The sequence below is a fragment of the Peribacillus sp. CSMR9 genome (assembly GCF_033141925.1).
Taxonomy (GTDB): Bacteria; Bacillota; Bacilli; order Bacillales; family DSM-1321; genus Peribacillus; species Peribacillus simplex_A.
Window position 1 is genome coordinate 30,126 of the sequence record NZ_JAOPHO010000006.1, and the last position, 21,659, is coordinate 51,784.

17 protein-coding genes are annotated in these 21,659 nt (G+C 42.1%); 7 read left to right on the plus strand and 10 right to left on the minus strand.

The features are described from left to right. Positions 1–201: 201 nt before the first annotated feature. From N9I19_RS05920 to N9I19_RS05935, 4 genes are all read right to left on the minus strand, one after another. Positions 202–1,470, minus strand: a complete 1,269-nt coding sequence (locus N9I19_RS05920; protein WP_217899803.1) for a dicarboxylate/amino acid:cation symporter — start codon at positions 1,468–1,470, stop codon at positions 202–204. A 220-nt stretch (positions 1,471–1,690) separates the two neighbouring features. Continuing rightward, positions 1,691–2,611, minus strand: a complete 921-nt coding sequence (locus N9I19_RS05925; protein ID WP_317777243.1) for a ketopantoate reductase family protein — start codon at positions 2,609–2,611, stop codon at positions 1,691–1,693. A 146-nt stretch (positions 2,612–2,757) separates the two neighbouring features. Continuing rightward, positions 2,758–3,324, minus strand: a complete 567-nt coding sequence (locus N9I19_RS05930) for a 3D domain-containing protein (protein WP_317777244.1) — start codon at positions 3,322–3,324, stop codon at positions 2,758–2,760. Between the two features lie 397 nt (positions 3,325–3,721). Beyond that, positions 3,722–4,786, minus strand: a complete 1,065-nt coding sequence (locus N9I19_RS05935; protein ID WP_317777245.1) for a M20 family metallopeptidase — start codon at positions 4,784–4,786, stop codon at positions 3,722–3,724. A 163-nt stretch (positions 4,787–4,949) separates the two neighbouring features. On the opposite strand from N9I19_RS05935, the gene N9I19_RS05940 reads away from it, so the two are divergent. Further along, positions 4,950–5,456, plus strand: a complete 507-nt coding sequence (locus N9I19_RS05940) for a general stress protein (RefSeq protein WP_317777246.1) — start codon at positions 4,950–4,952, stop codon at positions 5,454–5,456. A 50-nt stretch (positions 5,457–5,506) separates the two neighbouring features. On the opposite strand, the gene N9I19_RS05945 is transcribed toward N9I19_RS05940, so the two are convergent. The 3 genes from N9I19_RS05945 to N9I19_RS05955 form a co-directional block, all read right to left on the minus strand. Then, complete coding sequence (locus tag N9I19_RS05945) at positions 5,507–7,498, minus strand: methyl-accepting chemotaxis protein (RefSeq protein ID WP_317777247.1); 1,992 nt, start codon at positions 7,496–7,498, stop codon at positions 5,507–5,509. A 217-nt stretch (positions 7,499–7,715) separates the two neighbouring features. Further along, positions 7,716–9,182, minus strand: coding sequence for a PH domain-containing protein (locus N9I19_RS05950; RefSeq protein ID WP_317777248.1), 1,467 nt, complete (start codon positions 9,180–9,182; stop codon positions 7,716–7,718). A 2-nt stretch (positions 9,183–9,184) separates the two neighbouring features. Continuing rightward, positions 9,185–9,679: a PH domain-containing protein gene (locus N9I19_RS05955; protein ID WP_317777249.1), complete on the minus strand. Its 495-nt coding sequence runs from the start codon at positions 9,677–9,679 to the stop codon at positions 9,185–9,187. A gap of 246 nt (positions 9,680–9,925) precedes the next feature. Between N9I19_RS05955 and dacB the strand changes: the two genes are divergently transcribed. Further along, complete coding sequence (gene dacB, locus N9I19_RS05960) at positions 9,926–11,416, plus strand: D-alanyl-D-alanine carboxypeptidase/D-alanyl-D-alanine endopeptidase (protein ID WP_317777250.1); 1,491 nt, start codon at positions 9,926–9,928, stop codon at positions 11,414–11,416. Here the strand turns inward: dacB and N9I19_RS05965 are convergent. Then, positions 11,396–12,079 (minus strand): HAD hydrolase-like protein, encoded by a 684-nt coding sequence (locus N9I19_RS05965; RefSeq protein WP_411730408.1) that lies wholly within the window; start codon positions 12,077–12,079, stop codon positions 11,396–11,398. The genes dacB and N9I19_RS05965 overlap by 21 nt on opposite strands. A gap of 96 nt (positions 12,080–12,175) precedes the next feature. Between N9I19_RS05965 and N9I19_RS05970 the strand changes: the two genes are divergently transcribed. Both N9I19_RS05970 and bluB read left to right on the plus strand, forming a co-directional pair. Then, on the plus strand, positions 12,176–12,781 hold the full coding sequence (locus N9I19_RS05970; protein WP_317777251.1) for a uridine kinase family protein: 606 nt from the start codon (positions 12,176–12,178) through the stop codon (positions 12,779–12,781). 107 nt (positions 12,782–12,888) lie between these two features. After that, positions 12,889–13,530 (plus strand): 5,6-dimethylbenzimidazole synthase, encoded by a 642-nt coding sequence (gene bluB, locus N9I19_RS05975; protein WP_061461453.1) that lies wholly within the window; start codon positions 12,889–12,891, stop codon positions 13,528–13,530. 526 nt (positions 13,531–14,056) lie between these two features. Here bluB and N9I19_RS05980 read toward each other — a convergent pair. Continuing rightward, a complete protein-coding gene (locus N9I19_RS05980; RefSeq protein ID WP_317777252.1) occupies positions 14,057–14,212 on the minus strand; it encodes an RNA polymerase factor sigma-54 in 156 nt (51 codons plus the stop codon). Positions 14,213–14,641: 429 nt separating this feature from the next. Between N9I19_RS05980 and N9I19_RS05985 the strand changes: the two genes are divergently transcribed. The 3 genes from N9I19_RS05985 (at position 14,642) to N9I19_RS05995 (ending at position 19,191) form a co-directional block, all read left to right on the plus strand. Further along, complete coding sequence (locus N9I19_RS05985; protein ID WP_317777253.1) at positions 14,642–15,967, plus strand: aminotransferase family protein; 1,326 nt, start codon at positions 14,642–14,644, stop codon at positions 15,965–15,967. A gap of 18 nt (positions 15,968–15,985) precedes the next feature. Then, the gene (locus N9I19_RS05990; protein ID WP_411730409.1) at positions 15,986–17,419 is read left to right on the plus strand and encodes an aldehyde dehydrogenase family protein; all 1,434 of its coding nucleotides are present in this window, start codon (positions 15,986–15,988) and stop codon (positions 17,417–17,419) included. 251 nt (positions 17,420–17,670) lie between these two features. Beyond that, positions 17,671–19,191, plus strand: a complete 1,521-nt coding sequence (locus N9I19_RS05995) for an aldehyde dehydrogenase family protein (RefSeq protein ID WP_317777255.1) — start codon at positions 17,671–17,673, stop codon at positions 19,189–19,191. Positions 19,192–19,456: 265 nt separating this feature from the next. Here N9I19_RS05995 and N9I19_RS06000 read toward each other — a convergent pair whose 3' ends face one another. Continuing rightward, on the minus strand, positions 19,457–21,505 hold the full coding sequence (locus N9I19_RS06000) for a molybdopterin oxidoreductase family protein (protein WP_317777256.1): 2,049 nt from the start codon (positions 21,503–21,505) through the stop codon (positions 19,457–19,459). Positions 21,506–21,659: the final 154 nt, after the last annotated feature.

Genomic DNA, 21,659 nt, shown 5'->3' on the forward strand with positions numbered 1-21,659 from the left:
TTGGTTAAATCCATCAAACTACTAAAAAACTTTTAACTTTATACCTTTACCTGTTACATAAAAGTATAAACACTTTCCGATGATACTGAAATTTATTTGATTGGCTATTTTTTTGAAACTCGACTATTCCTTGTAGAATGTGGAGGAGGAAGACATAAAAAAAGAGGTGCAAGTTGCACACCTCTACATTCATGGTTTCGATTATTTTTCCGATGAGACGGCCACTTCACCCATATCACCTGAGATGGCTTGATTTGGATTGAATTCACCTTCGGATTTAGAAATGACCACAGTAGCAACACTGTTACCGATTAGATTAGTGATTGCGCGTGCTTCAGACATGAAGCGGTCGACTCCAAGAAGTAGTGCCATTCCTTCAACCGGAATCATTGGGAAGGCAGCTAATGTTGCAGCAAGTGTAATGAAACCGGATCCCGTTACACCAGCAGCTCCTTTGGACGTTAACATCAAGATTCCCAGAAGGGTTAATTCCTGCCAGATGCTTAAATCGATACCATAGGCTTGGGCGATGAAAATCGCTGCCATGGATAAGTAAATGGATGTGCCATCAAGGTTAAAAGAATAACCAGTTGGGACAACTAAACCGACTACGGATTTTGAACAACCGTATTTTTCGAGTTTTTTCATCACGCTTGGGAGGGCGGATTCCGACGAAGATGTACCTAAAACTAAGAGGATCTCTTCTTTTAAATAGGCAATGAACTTGAAAATATTAAAGCCGTAGATTTTTGCGATCGAACCAAGGATAAGAATGATGAATAGTGCCATGGTGATATATACGCTACCCATTAATTGTCCTAAGGAACTTAGTGAACTAAGACCGAACTTACCGATTGTGTAAGCCATTGCCCCAAAAGCCGCCAATGGAGATACTTTCATGATCATACTGACTATGCCGAAGAAAATATCAGCAATATGTTGAAGGAAGGAGACGACAGGTTGTACTTTTGGTCCCATCGCCGCCATTGATAATCCGAATAATACGGCAAAGAATAAAATAGGGAGTAAGTCCCCGCCAGCCATTGCAGCAACAGCATTATCAGGGATGATGTTAGAAATGAAGGCCATTGCGCCATGTTCCGTTTCGGAAGCGGCTGTTGTATATTGTGATACATCGCCGCCTTCGACTGAATCGATGTTGAAACCTTTACCAGGTCCTAACATATTAACTACGATAATTCCGATAGCAAGGGCGAAGGTGGTAACGATTTCAAAATAGAGCAGGGCCTTTCCGCCGATGCGGCCAACCTTTTTCATATCGCCCATACCGCCAATCCCGATTACGACGGTTAGGAAGATGATTGGTGCAATGACCATTTTAATCATTTTAATAAATAAATCAGCTAATATCTTCAGCTGTTCACCAAAAGCAGGGAAGAAGAAACCGACTGTTATACCCAAAATGATACCGATGATGACCTGAACTGTTAGATTTTTTAATATTTTCAAGGTACATTCTCCTTTGCTATATGATAGCGCTTTCTTAACTTGACTATAGTGTAACAGAAGGAAGAATCAGAATATTCTTTTGGTGATATTGTTCTTTTTGGTCTTTTTGGTCTTGTGGATTTCAAATGATGGGTAGAAGAGGAAATGATAGTGATTTAGGTCTCATGTATACCTAAGCAGCATAAAAAAAATACCGGCGGAGCTCCGGTATTGAGGAAAATCAATTTTCAAATGGTTTTATGAGTGCATAAAGGGTTGCAATCACAGGAAGTTTCAAGCCGGCCTTGTCAGCAAGGCGCAGTGCTCCGCCCTGTAAATGTTCCACTTCGAGGGTTTGGCCCTTCCGGCGGTCCTGATGCATGGAAGAGGTTGATTCATCCGGTAAACCTGCCATGTTTTCCAAAGCCTGAGCAATATTCTGCCTGGTAATCCCAACGTCATAAGCGTTTGCAAGTTCCTTCATTTCAACTAGGACGTTTTCCAGCAATCCATTGGTTTCCGGGAATCTCCGTATCGTGCCGATAGGGAGGTTTGAGGCGGTTGTTACACCCGAGAAAGCGGTGATGAACATGTATTTGATCCACATCCTGATTAATATGTTTTCCGTCCTGCTTACCTCCATGATAGCTGATCCGACCGCCTGTTCAAATTCATCACAAATCTTTTTCTGTGAAGGGTGAAGCGGGCCATAGATTAAATCGTGATTATCATTGGAGTGAATGACATGACCTTTTTCATCAAGGGTGGCAATGATGAAGGCACTTCCTCCCATGACGGCTTCATCGCCCAGTTCTTCCTGTAAAATGGATATATGCTCCAATCCATTCAAAAGCGGAAGGACCTTTGCACCCTTTTCAACAAGGACCTTTAAATCTGTGAGGGTACCTTGCAGATGCTGGCCTTTTACCGCGAGAATCACAAGGTCAACCTTGTCTATATCAATTACATTTTCTGTGATATGGAGGTCGTTAGATTGATGGTTTCCATGTGGGCTTGTTATGCTCATGCCGTTTTCTTTCAATTGTTTGGCACGTTTTTTTCGGACAAGGTATTGAACATCCTGCCCGGCCTGCTGCAATCTGCCTCCAAAGTAGGAGCCGAGTGCCCCGGCCCCAATAATGACAATATTCAAAGTGCACACCTCTCTTTTGGTTAAGATGTACTAATCATAACATTGACTGAATTTTCGGTAAATGTTTATCATTTAAGGGTAAACTAGCTGTTTTAAAGTGTGTAAGTGGAAAAAACAAAAGACCAGCCTGAAAGATATCAGGCTGGCACTTATCATTATTTATAGATTTTTACTTTAACCGTTTTTCTGCCCCAATTCATTGCTTTTGAGTGAGAAGAGTAGAAGACGTCAATTTTATTTCCTTTGATTGCGCCGCCTTTATCTGCGGCAATGGCCTCCCCGTAGCCTTCTACATGAACTTTAGTTCCTAGCGGAATGACCTTAGGGTCGACTGAGATTGCTTTTGCGTTAGGGTTTTTCTTTAAGTTAAGACCTGATGCTGTAATACCGCTGCAACCTTTGCAGTTCGCTGTGTAAGCTGTCGCATTGACGGTGATCGTTTTATATTTCTTGGATGATGTTGTTTTAGCTTTAGCTTTAGGTTTAGGTTTAGCAGAGGTCGAAGTTTTCTTAAGCTTTAAAACTTGATTTGGATGGATGTTATCTTTTTTCAGGTTGTTCCAACCTTTGAGTTGATTGACTGTTATATTATGTTTATTGGCGATACCCCATAGTGTGTCGCCGCTTTTAACTTTGTATGTAGTAGTAGCAGCCGATGAAACTCCGGAAAAACTAAATACCAGCAAGAAAGCAGTGAATAGTGGAAGTAGTATTTTTTTCAAAATGAATAGTCTCCTTTGTTTTAAATCGTAGACTTAGAATAACAGGTATATATGACAATAATGTTTCGGTGGAATAGTAATTGTATTACAAAAACGTTTCCGTTGATAAATAAATGTAATGTAAACTAGGTCTAAAGGACTTGTCCATTAAATGGAAATGTGTATTTATTATGTCAGTATGAGCGTTTTTTTTGTTTAATAATGTTGATACCATGGCATATTTTGTTTAATTATAAAAAAATTGGTTGATTGATACTTAGTTTTAAAGTCCTGTATATTTTGTAAAAATACAACGCAATAATAGACAAATACCTGCTGTATATTTTAGTGAGAGAGGATTTTTAGGAAATGAAAAAATCCGACATCTAATGATGCCGGATGTTAACATCCAAATGGATTAAGTTAAAGAAAATTCAGAAGCGAAATCGACTAGCATTTTTTGATATACTGCCACAGATTCAAGATTAACGCATTCTCTATCTCCATGCCAGTTCTCACCTTTAGGTCCGAATTCAATGGCCGGTATATTATATGCCGCAAAAAAGACGGTATCTGCGGAGCCATGTTGTCCAAAAATGACAGCATCTCGATGGGTGTTCTTTTCGATAATCGGGCGAAGCAGTGTGATGAATGGGTCTGACTCTTCTGTTTTTACAGGTTTACTGTACATATTAAGGTGGAGATTCTTTCCTGTCACACTTTCGATCTGAGCAATGATTTCTTCCATTGTTTGCGTAGGAAGATAGCGGATATCAAGACTGAGCAAACACGCATCCGGTACCTTATTGTAGACATCCCCACCTTTTATTTTTGCTAGGTTAATTGAAGGGGAAGAGTAAAGGGGGGTATGATCCCGGGTGAAAGGAAGTTCCTTTATTTTTTGGTAGAGATCATAGGCCTTTTCGATTGCATTTACGCCTTCCCATGGTCGGCTTCCGTGTGCGGATTTGCCGGATACTTCAATATCGAGTCGAAGTGCACCCTTTGCCTGGAGACCGATTCCCAATTGTGTCGGTTCAGCGCATATTACGAAGTCCCCTCTGTAACCATGTTTCGCTAAATATCCAGAACAGTTCAACCCGCCAATTTCTTCATCTGATACAATCTGTAGCTGGATTTTCAAACCTAGGCCCTTATCTTTCAGTTCGGTAAATGCACACATCATCCCTGCAAGCCCAGCTTTCATATCGGCTGCCCCGCGTCCATATAAATTTCCTTCATGAACTTCAGGGAAAAATTGATCAGGCGTCCCGCTGACAACATCGACATGGCCATTCCAAATTATGGTTTTATCTCCGCTGCCAATCTCGCTAACAAGCATTTTATAACCGTTATTGACGATCACATTTACGGTAATTCCTTGTTTTTTAAGCCAGTTCGCACAGTATTCAACTGCTTCGTTGGCTCCTTCTTTCGATGAACTATCAATAGATACTAAATCCTTAAGTAACTCGATTAGCAAAAAGAAAACCCCCTAAAAATATGCATACTATTAGTATATATACCCTTTCTTAGTAAGGGTTAACTCAAAAATATTTTCTTGTTAAAAAACGTTTAACCTTTTCTTCCTGTGGGGTATGTAAAGGGGGAGCGACAATTTACATTCTTTAAGGAGGATGATAAATATGGATAAACGTATAATTGGTGTATATGAAACTGGAGAAGAAGCCATTAAGGCTGTTGAGTCATTGCAGGCACAAGGATATAGCCGTGAAGATATTTCAGTAGTGGCGAAAGATAAAGAAGAATTAAAGACAGTGAATGAAGAAACGGGTACAAAGGTTGAAGAGGGACTTGCAGCCGGTGCGGCGACCGGAGGAATTTTGGGCGGTGCTGCCGGATTATTGGCAGGTGTGGGTGCACTGGCGATTCCGGGAATCGGACCGGTACTTGCAGCTGGGCCGCTTGCTGCCACATTAGCCGGAGCGGCTGTAGGTGCAGGTACTGGCGGATTGGCCGGTACATTAATCGGTATGGGCATACCTGAAGAAGAGGCGAATCGTTATGAAGCGGATGTTAAGGGCGGCAAGCTGCTTGTGTTAGTCGATTCGGATGCGAGTAAACCCAACTCTTCCTACTCAGGAATTACAGAGACCGATGAAACGCTAACGAACAGTAGAAGACCTCTTTAAATTGTAAGTTAAAAAAGGACGGATCCCGTTAGGGCCCGTCCTTTTTTTGATTAGAATGTAAATTTCCGTATTTCCTTGTGCATATCCTGGGATAGGGCATCCAATTCACTAGCCAGGGCATTTAATTGTTCCATGGAAGCATTCGTTTGTTCTACGGAAGCAGATACTTCTTCAGTTCCTGCCGCAGTTTCCTGGCTGATTGAGTTTAATTGTTCTGCATTACTCGCCATCCGTGTGACCTCGGATACCATTTCGTTCATCATCTTTTTTATTTCGTCAAAATTGCTGAATGTATTCGCGATAATGGACGCAATGTGACTGAAGGCATTTTCTGTATCCGTTACAGAAGTATCCTGATGATGGATTTTTTGATTGACTTGGTCAATCAAATCAACGGTATTGGTTGTATCGGTTTGCATGGCTTGAATGATTTCCGAGATTTCCTTTAGTGAGTTTTTCGTCTGTTCGGCCAGTTTTTTCACTTCATCGGCAACAACTGCAAACCCTTTTCCATGTTCACCTGCCCTGGCTGCTTCGATGGCAGCATTCAGAGCGAGTAAATTAGTTTGTCCGGCAATTCCGCTTATGGTCTTTACAATCGCATTGATATCATTTGACCGTGCATCCAAAGATTTGACTGCCGTACTCATCTTACTGGATATCATGGAAGTTTCATTGAATTGCCGTTTTAGTCCTTGCACTTGAGTGATTCCGTTTTCGGAAGCCTTGAACATATTTTCGGATTCCGTGGCCATATTGCTCGCTTGCGCTTCAAGATCATTGATTTTGTCAGCCAAAAGCTTTACAGCCCTTTCGTTATTCTGTCCTACTTCAATTTGGTCGATGGCACCGGCCGCTATTTGTTCCATAGTCAGGGCCACCTCGTTAGCTGCCGCTGAATTCTCATCTGCACTAGCCACCAGTGTCATGGATGAATCGGATACTTTATCGGAAAGGTTGTTGACAACCCCTAACATATGGCTCATATTCCTGGTCATTATGTTGGTGTCTTCTGAAAGTTGTCCAATCTCATCCTTTCTGGGAATGGAAGTCCTGGGTGTGAAATCGCCGTCAGCCATTTTCCGAATGGATTCTTGCAGCTTTTTAATGGGAGTTGTTAAAGAACGGGTTATGAAGATGGCAGATAGTGCAGTGACAGTAAAGACGATCAACATTGTGATGATATTACCGATTATCATCGGGCTTGCATGGGCTATCACTTCATTTTCTTCCATTACTCCAGCAATTCGCCATCCAGTGGTTGGATTGGTGGCGTATCCGATGATCCGGCTTTGCCCTTCATATTCCTCTATCATTGAACCGGATTCACTTTTCATTTTTCTGAAGATATTTTCCTTTGATATATCCTGTTGAATTTTTTTCTTGTCAGGATGTGTAACGAATATCCCTTTCTTATCAAGCAAAACGGTATAGCCAGTTTTTCCGAATTTCGTTTGATTAACCATCGTGATCAATGTATCGATCGAAATGTCGACGCCGATCACGCCTATTAATTCATCACCATCATATATGGCTTTTGCTGCCGTGATGACAAGTGTATTCGTCGCCCGATCTGTATAAGGTTCCGTCCAAATGGTCTTGTTTTTTTGTTTCAATGCGGATTGATACCAATCCCTTTGTCTTGGGTCGAAGTCAGCCGGTAATTCAGCTTTTGGGAATATTAATGTTTTTCCATCTTTCTCTGTGCCAATATATAAACTATTTATTTCAGAGTTGCTGGACTGTGTGTTGGAAAACTCATCCATTATGGATTCTGGGTACTTATCAGAATTACTTATGATAGGATACTTACCGATCCTATCCAATTGATTCTCCGTTTTTTGAAAGAAGATTTCGAAAGAATCGTTCATTGACTTTACTTGCTCTTCCGTCGTTCCGGTAAGTACCTGGGTCGTCATATCGATACTATTTTTATAGCTCATGTAGGAGATGGCCATTCCGCTTATCATGATCAAAGCTAAAAAGGGAATCAATATTTGTTTTTTTAGCGAATTAAAATACCAGTCCTTCAGTCTTTTCATATGGACAATCCTCCTTATATACCTCTAATTAATTTTGGCTTCTATAGATATTTCGGTCTGTTTTCCCTTTTTTGAAGATTGAAGTTGGAAAATTGCCAATATTAATTTTGTCGGAATCTCCAACATAAATATAAGGTATTCTGCGGTTGGCATGGAGTGGAATATAGATGAAAAAAAAGAGCTGACCGCTATAGTCAACTCTTCCAATCATTGAATCTTATTCGACTTGGATATTTTTTGTCCTGCCCGTATACCATGTGTAAAACTCGTCAGCATATTCAACGGATACATCTTGGAGCTTTGTATGGTGCACAGGCTTGGAGCGGTTGATCGTTTCGATTGAGGCAAGCCCGAAAAGCTTTTGCAACTTCGTACGTTCCACCTCAATTTGAATGACCTTGCTTCTTTTGGTGATGAATAGTGATGTTTCCAAACTTCCGGACTTAAACTGAATAAACTCATCATTTAACAAGTAACGGCTATTTTTGTAATCTAGAATTCTCAATGTATAAATGATGGCGAGTAAAATCAGCGATATATACCATAGGGAGGGTTTGAAATAATAGATTGCCACTGTTGTGAGAATCCAGAAAAAGCTGGGCCGCAGCATTCGGATTTTGAAGGCCTGCTTCGATAGCGACTCCATTGACCGTTCCACTTTGTAAGCGGGTAAAATCTCTTCTACCATTCCATATGCCATTTCAATCGATAAAAAAGGATAGAGAGTATTTGTTTCTAGCTCTTCATCACCCGTACTTCCTGCGCTGATCAGTTTCACTTCTGCCAAGCCTAGCAACCTTTTAATGATTGATTGGGAGATTTCGACAGCTTGTACTTTTTCTTTCTGAATGGAAAAAGCAGATTCATCCAGTAGACCTTTCTTGATATATATACGATCGTGATCGGATGAAATTTCATATTTTCCATATTTAACGAATGTGGAAATGATTCCGAAGGCAACGGCTATACATATGAGGCCGACAAGAACGATGGTTATGATCCACCACGTATCCAATAGCTTGGCAAAGAACCCTTCGGCATTCTCCAAATTGATAAAATCATCGAGTGTATTATATAACGTAGCCACAATTGGGATAAGAGCCAAAAAGCTGAGTGATGTAAAGGAAGCTTTCAGCACATCCTGTTTAGTTGGCGTGAAATGGATCGTTTTTTTAATTGGTTCCATATCCTCCGCTATTCGTTCTTCGGGGCTATCCAATTCGATAACCTGAAGTTCCTGTTTTGAAGAATATTCCCCCTCAAGCCGTTCGGCCTCTTTTCGGGAAATAACCTCAAAAGGCAAGGTACCCTGATCACCAGTCATCCCTGTTTCGAATGTTAAAGAGGTTAAGCGGAAAATCTTATGGAATACCGTCGTACGTTGTTGAACATTCTGTACCTTATGAAGCGGGACCGTTCGATAAGATTTCGAAATGATCCCTGAGGTAATATAAATGGTTCCTTCTTTGATTTGATATTTATACGTATACCATTTAAGGATGATAGAAAGGACATTCCAAATCAGATAAACTAGAAAGCCGATTTGGAGTACCTTCATATACATCTTTTCAGAACCGAAGTTCAGGACATAAAGCATGATTATGAAAAACACATTCCCTTTCAGCAATTTCCATAATTCGAAGGGGATTTTGAAAGGGTGTAATCGTTTTACATGTTCTTCCATTGTTAATCCACTTCCTTAATTTTAGCAAAATGGGCAATTTTATCTCGTAATTCATACGCCTCTTTCTCGGGGATGGCAGGTATGTCATGTGAGTCCCCCATTGTTCCGATACTTAGTGAATAAAGGTTATATTTTCGCAAAAACGGGCCTTGGTTCAATTTGACGGACTGAACCTTCGTCATCGGAATGAGTTCATGCGTTTCACTCCAAGCTCCGCGTTTTGTTTGAATGAATTCTTCGTTCACGTCGTAACGCCAATACTTTTGCAACAAGATTGGTTCAATGAAGATGGACCAGATTGCATGGAAAAAAGATAATGTGATAAGTCCGTATAAAATCCATCCAATCCATTCTTTCCAAGCGAAATAATCATCAACATATAATAGGATGCAAAAGACGGCGAGGGTAATGAAATTGGTAATGGCTTCGGTCATCCGCCATATCTTCACGGATTCTTTGGAAATTTTCTTCGTTGGTGGCTGTATCTTTGAATACATATATTCACTCCTTACTATGTCTTTATACTTATACGGATTATCATTCAAAAAAGTTCCCTGTAATCGTACATGTAAATGAATCATGAAGTAAGGATCGCCAATTGGATTCCATTGAATGGCGGTCGAATAATCCTGCCTTTCCTGAGTATGTATAAATAGAGACCATCATGTGGAAATTTTCTTTTTTAATTGACCGTAAAATGGACAAGATAGAGGTGGTGAGTTTTTAGAGTGGGAGTGATAGGTTTGACATATAAAAGGAAGTTGAGTTTTATATTCTTCCTGTTTTTGATTTGTTTTTTTAATGGAGAATCGATGCAGGCTGCGAATGATGATGGAAACCTAGGACAGGAAATTCAACAAATTTTGGATGATTCACCAGGGTTGGCAGGGGCGTTAACGGGAATTTCCATCCGATCAGCGGAATCGGGGGAAATGATTTATGAACGAGGGTCGCAAACTAGATTGCGGCCTGCTTCGAACCTTAAGCTTTTGACTGCAGCAGCTGCGCTGGAAACATTAGGGGAAGATCATGTTTTTCAAACGGAACTATACATAAAAGGGGTGCAGGTTGGCCATGTTCTGCAGGGGAATGTTTATCTGAAGGGAAAAGGAGATCCTACATTATTGGAAAAGGATTTTGATGAGCTGGCATCGTCACTGAAGCACAAGCAAGTTAAGCTCGTTCATGGAGATCTTATAGGGGATGATTCTTGGTATGATGATATCCGTTATTCCCGAGACTTGGTCTGGAGCGATGAACAGGAATATTACGGAGCAGCTGTTTCGGCTTTAACCGCCTCCCCGAATGATGACTACGATACCGGTACCATTATCGTGGAGATAACCCCCGGGGAAAAGGCTGGCAAAATGGCAAAGGTGATGCTGAAGCCTGAAACGGATTACGTGAAGATCATCAACAAAACGAAAACAGTAGCGGCAGACGGCAAACAGGAAATTGAAGTCGAACGGTCTCATGGCACAGATGTCATTACAATCACCGGGACCATTCCGGAGCATGCCGGGGTGACCGAAGAATGGATCTCAGTGAAAGATCCCACAGAATATGCCCTGAGCCTATTTGAAAAGTCAATGAAGAAACATGGAATTAAAGTGTTGGGAAAAAGGAAAATAGGAAAAGCCCCTGTAGGAGCGGACTTGATCGCCACTCATCAGTCCATGCCACTTTCACAACTGCTTATTCCTTTCATGAAATTGAGCAATAACGGCCATGCTGAGATTTTGGTGAAAGAAATGGGCAAAGAAGCAGTAGGGAGGGGAAGCTGGAAAGATGGTTTGAAGGTCGCTCGAAATCAAATGAAGGGTTTGGGTCTCAATATGCAAACAATCAAGATGCGTGATGGATCTGGCATATCCCAAGTCAATATGATTCCAGCGAATGAAATAACGAAACTGCTATATGCCGTACAGGAGAAAACGTGGTTTCCTGCTTACTTGAACGCTTTGCCGATTGCAGGAAATGAAAAGCGGATGGTAGGCGGTACGCTTAGAAAGAGAATGAAAGGGACAAATGCAGCTGGGAACGTTCGTGCGAAAACAGGGACCATTTCAGGAACGAGCTCTCTATCAGGTTATGTGACGACCAAAAGAGGGGAAAGAGTCATATTTTCGATCATCGTGAATAATTTCATGGAAGAAAAGGGCATTACGGCAATCCAGGATAAGATAGCCGTGATGCTTGCAGAACAGGAAAAGCTATTGGTGAGCGGACTTTAGTATCCATTTTGAAAGGTAAGCTTGAAGTTCAGAAAAATCTGCGATGAACAGATCAGCATCAGCCAATTCATTTTCTTCGGCAAATCCAAATTGGCAGCCTACAGCCGATAAGCCATTTTTCTTTGCTGCCTCGATGTCGGATTTTCGATCCCCAATCACAATGGCGCTTTCAATTCGATAGTCTTTCAACAACATTTGCACTAATTCGGTCTTCGAGCCTTTCGAGGACCTTTCCACGCTATATATGTCCGTAACGAATTCATGCAGCCCAAAATAAGAACAGATTTCTTCCAGGTACTTTACTAGACCGTTGCTAGCAATGAAAATGGAAATTCCAAGCTGTTTGATCGTTGACAAGGTCTCCATGACGAGGGGGAAAAGCTGACCATTCCTTTGTTTGATTTCTTGAATCAAGCAATCTAAAAAAAGTTGGTCAGCCTGTCGGCGAATATGATCAGGATGCTTAGGTAATAGAGTTTCCCATACGATTGTCAGCGGGACGCCCATAATCTCTTGATACTTGGCAAGCGGGGTATTCCCTGTCCAGCTCCCTTCTGATCGAAGTATCTCAAATGTTCTTTCAAGTGAAGAACCTAATATCTTGTTTGTTTGAAACAAGGTGCCGTCCATATCGAAAATGGCGGCAAATTGGATTTTGTTCATTACTAGCACCTTCTTCTTAGTTTTTTTCATTTTATCCCCACAAGGAAGGAATATAAGGGAGGACGAATAGAAATAAGTAGTATAGGAGGAATGCTTATGAACTTTCCAACACTTAATGGGCAGTATACGATTAAAAATCTTATTGCTGAAATTCACGAAATTTCCCAAAAAAGATCTCCATATATTATGGCCATCGATGGTCGGGGCGGGTCTGGAAAAAGTACACTCGCTTCCCTTATCCATGCAAAGTGTCCAGGTAGCACAGTCGTTCATATGGACGATTTTTATTTGCCATCATCGAAAAGGATCCAGTTGCCCCCAGCCCAAAAACAGATTGGAGCGGATTGTGATTGGGAACGGGTTTTTAACCAAATCCTAAAACCGCTTACTGTAGGGAATGATGCAAGGTATCAAAGGTATGATTGGGAAACGGACACTATGGCCGAATGGCATGTCGTTCCTGCTGGTGGCCTTGTCATTATTGAAGGGACGTATTCTATCCGTAAAGAATTGGCAGGGTCCCATGATTTCACGATATGGGTGGAATGTCCCCGCGATCAGCGCTTGAAACGTGGCCTCGAGCGGGATGGTGAAGATGCGCGTCAAATGTGGGAGGATAATTGGATGGTTCATGAAGATCTATATGTCGACGCGCAAAGGCCGCAAGAAAGAGCGAATCTTGTTGTGGACGGAATGAGCTGAATCCAGGGATATCTGGAAAGTCCCTTTTAATTGTAAGGGTTTACCTGTAAAATTCATATTGAATTTTTAGATAAATTTCTGGGGAGCCAGAAGCATGGGGGGAAATTATGTTTAATAATGAAGAACAAGCAGCCGTATATAAAGCCATTTATAACCGAAGGGATATCAGGAGTTTTTTGCCCAAGCCCATTTCAAAGGATATACTCCGCAGAATCTTGGATGCTGCACATCATGCGCCGTCTGTAGGATTCATGCAGCCTTGGAGTTTCATTGTAATTTCATCTCAGGAAACCAAGAACAGTTTGGCATGGGCAGCGGATAAAGAAAGAAGGGCACTAGCTATTCATTATGAAGGGGGTAAAGAAAATAAGTTTCTTAGTTTGAAAGTGGAAGGGTTAAAAGAAGCACCTTACACCATTTGTGTAACATGTGACCCGACACGTGGCGGCTCCCATGTTTTGGGGAGGAACTCTATTCCGGAAACGGATATCCTATCAACGGCCTGTGCAATTCAAAATATGTGGCTGGCTGCCTGTGCGGAAGGATTGGCAATGGGATGGGTAAGCTTTTATAAGAAGAATGATATTCGTGACATTTTGGAGATTCCGCCGCATGTAGAACCCATTGCACTCATGTCAATTGGCTATACGGATCAATATCCGGATAAACCCATTCTTGAACTTGCCAATTGGGAAAAAAGAAGGCCGATGGATGAACTTATTTTCGAGGATAAATGGGGTAAAAGATGAAACTTTTATAATAAATGAAGGACATGGATTCTGAATCCTCTTCGAGTGAACTGGGGAGGGTTTGGGAAAATCAGTTACACAGGTATTGGAAAGTTAATCTTAACAAAGTTATAAAGCCCCTGGTTTAGGGGTTTTTGTTGTGAGGAAATGGTTTTCTGAGAAAAAACCAGAAGGCACTCATTCATTATGGGCGATTAAAAAGATTAATCCTGTTGACACATTTACGTTGGAGGGGAAGGCAACGTACCTGCAGTCATAACGAAGTGGTTGTAAATGAAAGAAGCAGTGAAAATATAGAAGGCTCTTTCGGAAGATACATATTCTGGAAGGGTCTTATTGAATGTACGTATTCAATAATTTCCGTGGATCCTGGTAAGTGCCCTTGTGAACACCGATAAACTAAAAATAAAAACTGGCTGCACTTTTAACGTTGTCAGTTTTTTGATTTTAAAGTCTGCGCCTTTTGGAGGATTCAGGTATACCGAGGTCTTCATGGTTTTCCTGTAGGTTTTTCTGCTGAATCCGGTTAGTGCTTTTTATCGATCGTATATGCCAATTCATTGTAATCCTCAAGCTCCCGCAGCTGAATGAGTAAACCATCAGTCAGATCTTTAGCCCCAACTCCAATGGGGTCAAGGGATTGCAATACTTGAATCATATCTTCTATTTCTACCACGGACACGGAAAATGCGAGGCAGACCCATTTGCATCCAATTCAAGAAGTCCATATTCATTTAAGCCCCCCATTGGGGAATTTCCCTTTAGATTGCTTTCAAGGATCATAGCATGCTCGTTTCTTCTAGTTTTTCCAGTGTTTCTGCTTTGCTGGAATAATTATCGTTCGGGTTGTAAACATCGTCGCGGTTGAAGCTCGACAATATGCCTGTCATTTAGCACTTAATGTAATGGGTGGGGTGATTAATGATTTGAATACGAATCGAATGATTTATATATGAATCAATACTTGCTCGTGATGATTTGATTATGAATCGTTGTACCTTGAATACCTTTAATATAAGACTCATATAATTTGGCATGCATCTTGCTATATATAAATATAAAAATAAATTAGCTTGAAAAAAATCCATAACATGAGAAGGGTGTTTTTTACATGATTAAAGAGAAGACGGGTATTCAGGAATTAATCGATTTGGATAAAAAGCATTTTATTCATCCGACTACGGCAATCGAGCAACAGCAGGCAGATGGTCCAAGTTTCATCTTTAAGGAAGGGAAGGGAATATATCTTACGGATGTCACGGGCAGGACAGTCATTGATGGCATGGCTTCACTTTGGAATGTGAATATTGGACATGGACAAGAAGAGATGGCTGAAGTCGCGAAGGAACAAATGGCGAAGCTAGCTTTCACCTCAAGTTTCGCCACTTTCAGCAATGAGCCGGCAATCCGGTTGGCGGCCAAAATCGCTTCCATCGCTCCTGGGGATTTGAATGCAGTTTTCTTCACTTCAGGTGGATCAGAGTCGAATGATACGGCCATCAAACTTGCTCGTCATTACTGGCTTTTGAAAGGGCAGCCTAATCGTCAAAAAATCATTTCCCGCTCGAAATCCTATCATGGAGTGGCAATGGGAGCTACAAGTGCGACTGGCCTGAAGCCGTTCCGGGACTTCACGAATTCAATCGCACCGGATTTTTACCATGTGGACGGTTCTTCCATTGAAGAGTTGCGTAAGGTCATAGAACAGGAAGGACCAGAAACGATTGCGGCATTTATCGCTGAACCGATTCAAGGGGCCGGTGGCGTGAACCTTCCTCCTGAAGGCTATTTTAAGGAAGTAAGGGAGATTTGTAATGAATACGGCATTTTAATGGTGACGGATGAAGTCATTACAGGTTTCGGAAGAACAGGGACTTATTTTGGGATTGAACATTTTGGTGTTGTACCTGATATGATGTGCTTCGCAAAAGGTGTTACGAGCGGATATGCACAGTTAGGCGGTGTCGTCCTGAATGATAAGATGCATCAGGATTTCATTGCCCTTTCAAAAGGTACGCTTTTACACGGCTACACATACAGCGGCCATCCTATGGCTTGTGCGGTTGCTTTGAAAAATATTGAAATAATTGAACGTGAAAACTTGATAGAAAACTCGAAACAGCGTGGTGAAGAGTTGCTTGCCGGCTTCAAGAAGCTTCAAAGCAAACACCCGATTGTTGGTGATGTCAGGGCACTTGGATTAATTGGCGGCATCTCCATCGTAAAGGACAAACAAACAGGCGAAGGCTTTGAGACACAGCTTGCACCAAGACTGGTTGCTGAAGCGGCGAAGAATGGTTTGATTTGCCGGTCTGTTACGTTTGACCAAGATACACTCGTATTCGCACCGCCTTTGATCATTACTAAATCGGAAGTCGAAAAAATAATTGAAATCCTTGATGAGACATTTACTGCTGTCGAAAAAGAAATTTTATAAGAGGTGAAAGTGATGGTAATGACGGAAACGCTGAAAAAGAAATTATTCATTAATGGTAAATGGCATGAAGCTGAAAAGTTCACGACACTCAAGTCTCCCTATAGCGAGGAAGTTCTGGCGGAAATTCCTTCTGCAAGCCTTGAAGATGTCGAGTTAGCAATAGAATCAGCCTATCAAGCTAGAAAAACAATGGCAGCTTTGCCTAGTCATAAACGGGCTGCCATACTTGAAAAGCTCGCGAGTCTTTTGGAAAGCCGCAAAGACGAGGCTGCTGAAATAATTGCTAAAGAGGCAGCGAAACCGATTAAAACGGCAATGGTTGAAGTATCCAGGACGATTGCCACATATAAATTTGCAGCAGAGGAAGCCAAAAGGATTCATGGAGAAACATTGACGATGGATGCTACAGCTGACGGAGAGGGAAGAATAGGATACACCGTCCGTGAGCCTCTAGGCGTTGTGGGTGCGATTACTCCATTTAATTTTCCGATGAACCTTGTAGCCCATAAAGTAGGCCCAGCCATTGCTGCCGGAAATACACTTGTCCTGAAACCTGCGAGCCAAACACCGCTATCTTCGCTATTTCTTGCTGAACTATTAGCCGAAACTGATTTGCCGGCAGGTGCGTTTAATTTAGTTACCGGAAGCGGTTCGGTTATTGGTGATAAATTAGTCACCGATTCACGGGTGAAGAGCATTTCATTTACTGGAAGTCCGGCTGTCGGAATCGGGATTCGTAATAAGGCAGGAATAAAGAAAGTGAGCCTTGAACTAGGTTCGAATGCGGCTGTCATCGTTGATAAAGGGATCAATATCGACAAAATCATCCAACGCTGTGTATCGGCAGCATTCGCTTTTCAAGGGCAGGTCTGTATTTCCTTACAGCGTGCATATGTTCATGAAGAGGTATATGATGAGTTCGTCAAAAAATTCATAGAAGCAACAAATGGCTTGAAACTTGGAGATTCTTTGGACCCGTCGGTGGATATTTCGGCATTGATCAGCGCTGGTGATGTACAGCGAAGCCTGGATTGGATCGGTGAGGCTAGACAACACGGTGCGATTGTTGCAGCAGGAGGTAAATCTGAAGGGAATATCCTGCATCCGACTGTGTTGCTGGAAGTGGATGCAGTGCTTAAGGTATCATGTCAGGAAGTCTTCGCTCCCATTGTTTTGATCAATAAGGTTTCGTCCGTTGAGGAAGCGATTGATTTGGTCAATGATTCCGAATTTGGATTGCAGGCCGGGATTTACACAGAAAATATCAATCTGGCTCTTTCTGCCGCAGAAAAATTGGAAGTCGGCGGTGTTATCATTAATGATATCCCAACTTACCGTGTCGACAACATGCCATATGGCGGAGTCAAAAAAAGCGGAACGGGCCGCGAAGGGCTGAAATATGCCATTGAAGAAATGACGGAAATGAAACTGGTCATTATTAACCGAAATTAATCAAAAAAAGAGATGAGCAGCTGCTCATCTCTTTTTTTGAGCTGCGGGTTTCATTTTTCTAGGAATCTTTAAAAAGTCTGAGATGAAGGATTGCCCATGTGGTATGCAAAAATGAATAGGTAATTCATGGATGAATTTAAATGGTTGACCGGAAAGGGGAAGAAAACGTGATTTCCCTATTATTTCAAACTGGCATGAATCTTGCTCATGTTATATATAGGTAGAAAACTTAAAACCGAGGAGGAATTTAGATGCAGGAAACTTTACAAAATAACACGAAAAAGGAAGGAACGGGAGCACTGGACTTAAAGATGTTCATCAATGGAAAATGGGTGAATTCGACTTCAGGTGAAAAGAGGGATGTATTGAATCCGGCCACGGGAGAAGTCATTGCTACAGCTGCGGAAGGCACACAGGAAGATGTGGATGCAGCGGTCGAAGCAGCGAAATATGCATTCTATGAAGGTGGATGGTGGGGTACTCCGGCAGTGGAGCGAGCTCGCATTTTATTCAAAATTGCCGATAAAATAGAAGAAAAGGCTGAAGAACTTGCTGCGTTGGAAACATTGGATAATGGGAAACCGTTGCGTGAGGCTCGTTATGACATAGATGATTCAGCAGCCTGTTTTAGATATTATGCAGGGTTGGCTACAAAACCGACTGGTCAGACTTACGAAGTTCCTGATGGTCAGCAAGCGATGGTCGTAAGGGAACCGATCGGTGTATGCGGGCAGATCGTTCCTTGGAATTTCCCTCTAATGATGTCAGCCTGGAAACTGGCCCCGGCACTTGCTGCAGGAAATTCAGTTGTGTTCAAACCATCGGAGGTTACACCAGTGACAGCGGTCAAACTATTTGAAATCATGGATGAGGTCGGATTGCCAAAAGGTGTCGCAAACCTTGTGTTAGGAGCGGGACCAGTTGTCGGACAGGCCATTGCCGAACATGAGGAAATCGATAAAGTAGCCTTTACGGGTGGAACGGAAACAGGACGTAAGATCATGGAGGCTTCACTAGGTAACCTGAAGAAGGTGACATTGGAGCTCGGCGGAAAATCGCCTAATATCGTATTTGCGGACTCTGACTTTGAGACTGCAGTGGATTATGCTCTATATGGGATTTTCTGTAATCAAGGACAGGTTTGTTCAGCAGGCTCCCGGTTACTTTTGGAGGAGTCCATTTACGATCAGTTCATTGCAAGTCTTACTGCGAAGGCAAAAAAGATCAAAGTAGGTTCAGGTTCTGATGAAAAGAGCCAAATGGGCCCTGTCGTTTCAGAGGCACATATGAACAAAATATTATCGTATATCCAAATTGGAAAGGAAGAAGGAGCCAAGTTAATCGTCGGTGGGAATAGAATTAAAGGAAACGGTTTGGAAAAGGGATATTTTGTCGAACCTACCATTTTTGTTGATACGACACCGGATATGCGTATTGTACAGGAAGAAATTTTTGGCCCAGTGCTTGTCGTTCAAAAGTTCAAGGATGAAGCTGAAGCTCTTCGACTTGCCAATGATACGAAATATGGTTTAGCGGGAGCGGTGTTCACGAATGATATCGCAAAAGCATACCGTGTCATAAAAAAAGTGCGTGCCGGCATCACTTGGATAAACTCATATCATCCGACCTATAATGAAGCTCCTTGGGGAGGATTCAAGCAAAGTGGAAATGGACGTGAACTCGGCACTTTTGGTTACGAGGCTTATACGGAAGTGAAGCAAATCAATAACAACTTGGATATTCAACCAACAGGTTGGTTTGATGAAGAGTAAATAGCTTAACGAAAAGGCTGTTCCTTGGGGAACAGCCTTTTTTTGTGGAATCGCAGTTATAATGCCAGAATCGTGAATATATTTCGAGAATCGCAGATAAAATCCCGGAAATCGCAGATATATTTCTGGAATCGCAGATATAATCCGGAAATCGCAGATATATTTCTAGAATCACAGATAAAATCCGGAAATAGCAGATATATTTCTAGAACCGCAGATAAAATCCGAAAATCGGAGATATATTCAAAGGTTGCTGGACATTGATTTACTTTTGCTGGACTTTTTCAAGATCCACCCGTCCTGAAAAGAAAACGGCGCCATTACCCATATCTGAAAGGCGATCTGGGGTAAGGGAATTGATGTGTTGTTTGGTCTCAGGTGTATTCTGCCATAAGCCTTGGCTGACTAGTACGCCGGGTAACACATTTTCACCGGGAGCAGCGGTGAGCAAACATTCACCGCGTCCGTTCCAGATTTTAACCATATCTCCGGAAGCTATTCCTAATGTTTTGGCATCAGCGGCATTCATGTGCAGCTTCGGTTCCTTTTCCAAGGAGATATGTTTGGCATTATTTGAAAAGGTTGAATTCAAGAAGTTGTGATTAGGTGCCGGTATGAATAAAAATGGCAGGTCACTGTCTTTTATGATTGGCGTATATGTTGGCAGGGGCTGGTATCCATCCAGTTTCATCCGATCTGAGTAAAGTTCGATTTTTCCGCTAGGTGTCGGTAGTTTACCTGGGAATATCCGGCGCATCTTTGCTTTGACAAATTGATTCCTTGATAGGGAGTCATAGGTGATGCCATCTAAATGCGGGTTATCGGGAAAATCCAGCGCCTGCCGTATCATTTCTTCCTCTGAATCTCTAAAAGCTTGTTCCTCAAAGCCCATTCCAACAGCCAAAAGTTTGAACAATTCAACATTCGATTTCGACTCGCCATATTTATTGACTACAGGTTTTTGTATTTGGACGTAATTATGCCAGTAAGAATTATAAAAATCCTCCGTTTCATAAGATGATGTGGCAGGGAGGACAAGGTCAGCATACATGGCCGTTTCGGTTAAGAATAGGTCATGGACCACTGTGAATAGATTTTCCCGCATTAAACCTTGCTTCACTTTATTTGCATTCGGAGCGACAAGTGCTGGGTTGGAGCCGTATACAAACATGGATCTAATCGGGTTATCCTTTTCCAAAAGAGCTTGACCGATTTGGTTCATATTAATGGTCCGGGTAGCTTTATTATTCAATAAATCAGGACGTCTTAAGGCATTTGTATTAAAAGCAAGATAGCCTGAATTCCCTTTGATGGCTCCGCCGCCTTCCACCATCCATTGTCCGGTAAGTGCAGGCAGGCAGGCAATGGTACGTACTGCCATGCCGCCATTGTCATGGTGCTGCAGGCCATTGCCTATGCGAACGAATGATGGAGTGGTGGTGCCATACATCCTGGCTAATTCATATAAGTCATCAATTGGAACGCCAGTGATCGCGGAGACGGTCGCAGGCTCATATTGGCGGACGTGTTCGCGCAATTCAGCAGCACCCACTGTGTATTCATCGAGAAAAGGCTGATCGACTAGATTCTCGTCAAATAGTATATGCATTAAACCGAGGGCGAGGGCAGTGTCTGTACCAGGAAGAATCGGTATGAACCAATCTGCCCACTTACCGGTTTGGTTTTTATGTACGTCAATGACAACTACTTTGGCCCCGTTTTTTCGGGCTTGCTGGGCAAGCGTAACTTGGTGCATATTTGTGCTCACGGCGTTAATGCCCCACAGGATGAAAAGCTTTGTATGAATCGTTTCTTCAGGGTCGATGCCGAATGAACCACCCATTGTATAGCTGTATCCGACTGAGCCGGCCGCATTACAGATGGAGCGCTCAAGCATGCTTGCACCGAGTTTGTGAAAAAAACGCCGATCCATCCCCTCTGCGCTGAGGTTGCCCATGTTTCCATAAAAGCTGTAGGGAAGTATGCTTTCAGGACCATGCATTTCGATCAGTTCTTTCCACTTTGAAGTGATTGTGTCAATGGCCTCTTCCCAGCTGATTGGAGTGAAATTCCCTTCTCCTTTCGGGCCGATGCGCTTTAATGGCTGCTTTAAGCGATTGGGGTCATATAGGCGGGCAGTCATGTTTCGGACTTTGTTGCAAATATTCCCTTTGGTGACTGGGTGATCAGGGTCCCCCAGGACTTTAATGATTTTCCCGTCTTTTTTGTGCAGCAGTAAACCGCATTGATCAGGACAGTCAAGCGAGCAAACAGAGGGAAAGACTCCATCTGACTGATCGATATAGGATTGCATGGGCGTATTCCTCCTAATAATCTAATCTCATAAATGAATCCAAAATTCATTTATATCTTAATTATATTGAAAGTGAAATCATTGAAAGGTGCAAGAACTTCTTAACATATGTTTTTTTTTCTGATAAGCTTACAAGATGAAAATTAACCTATAA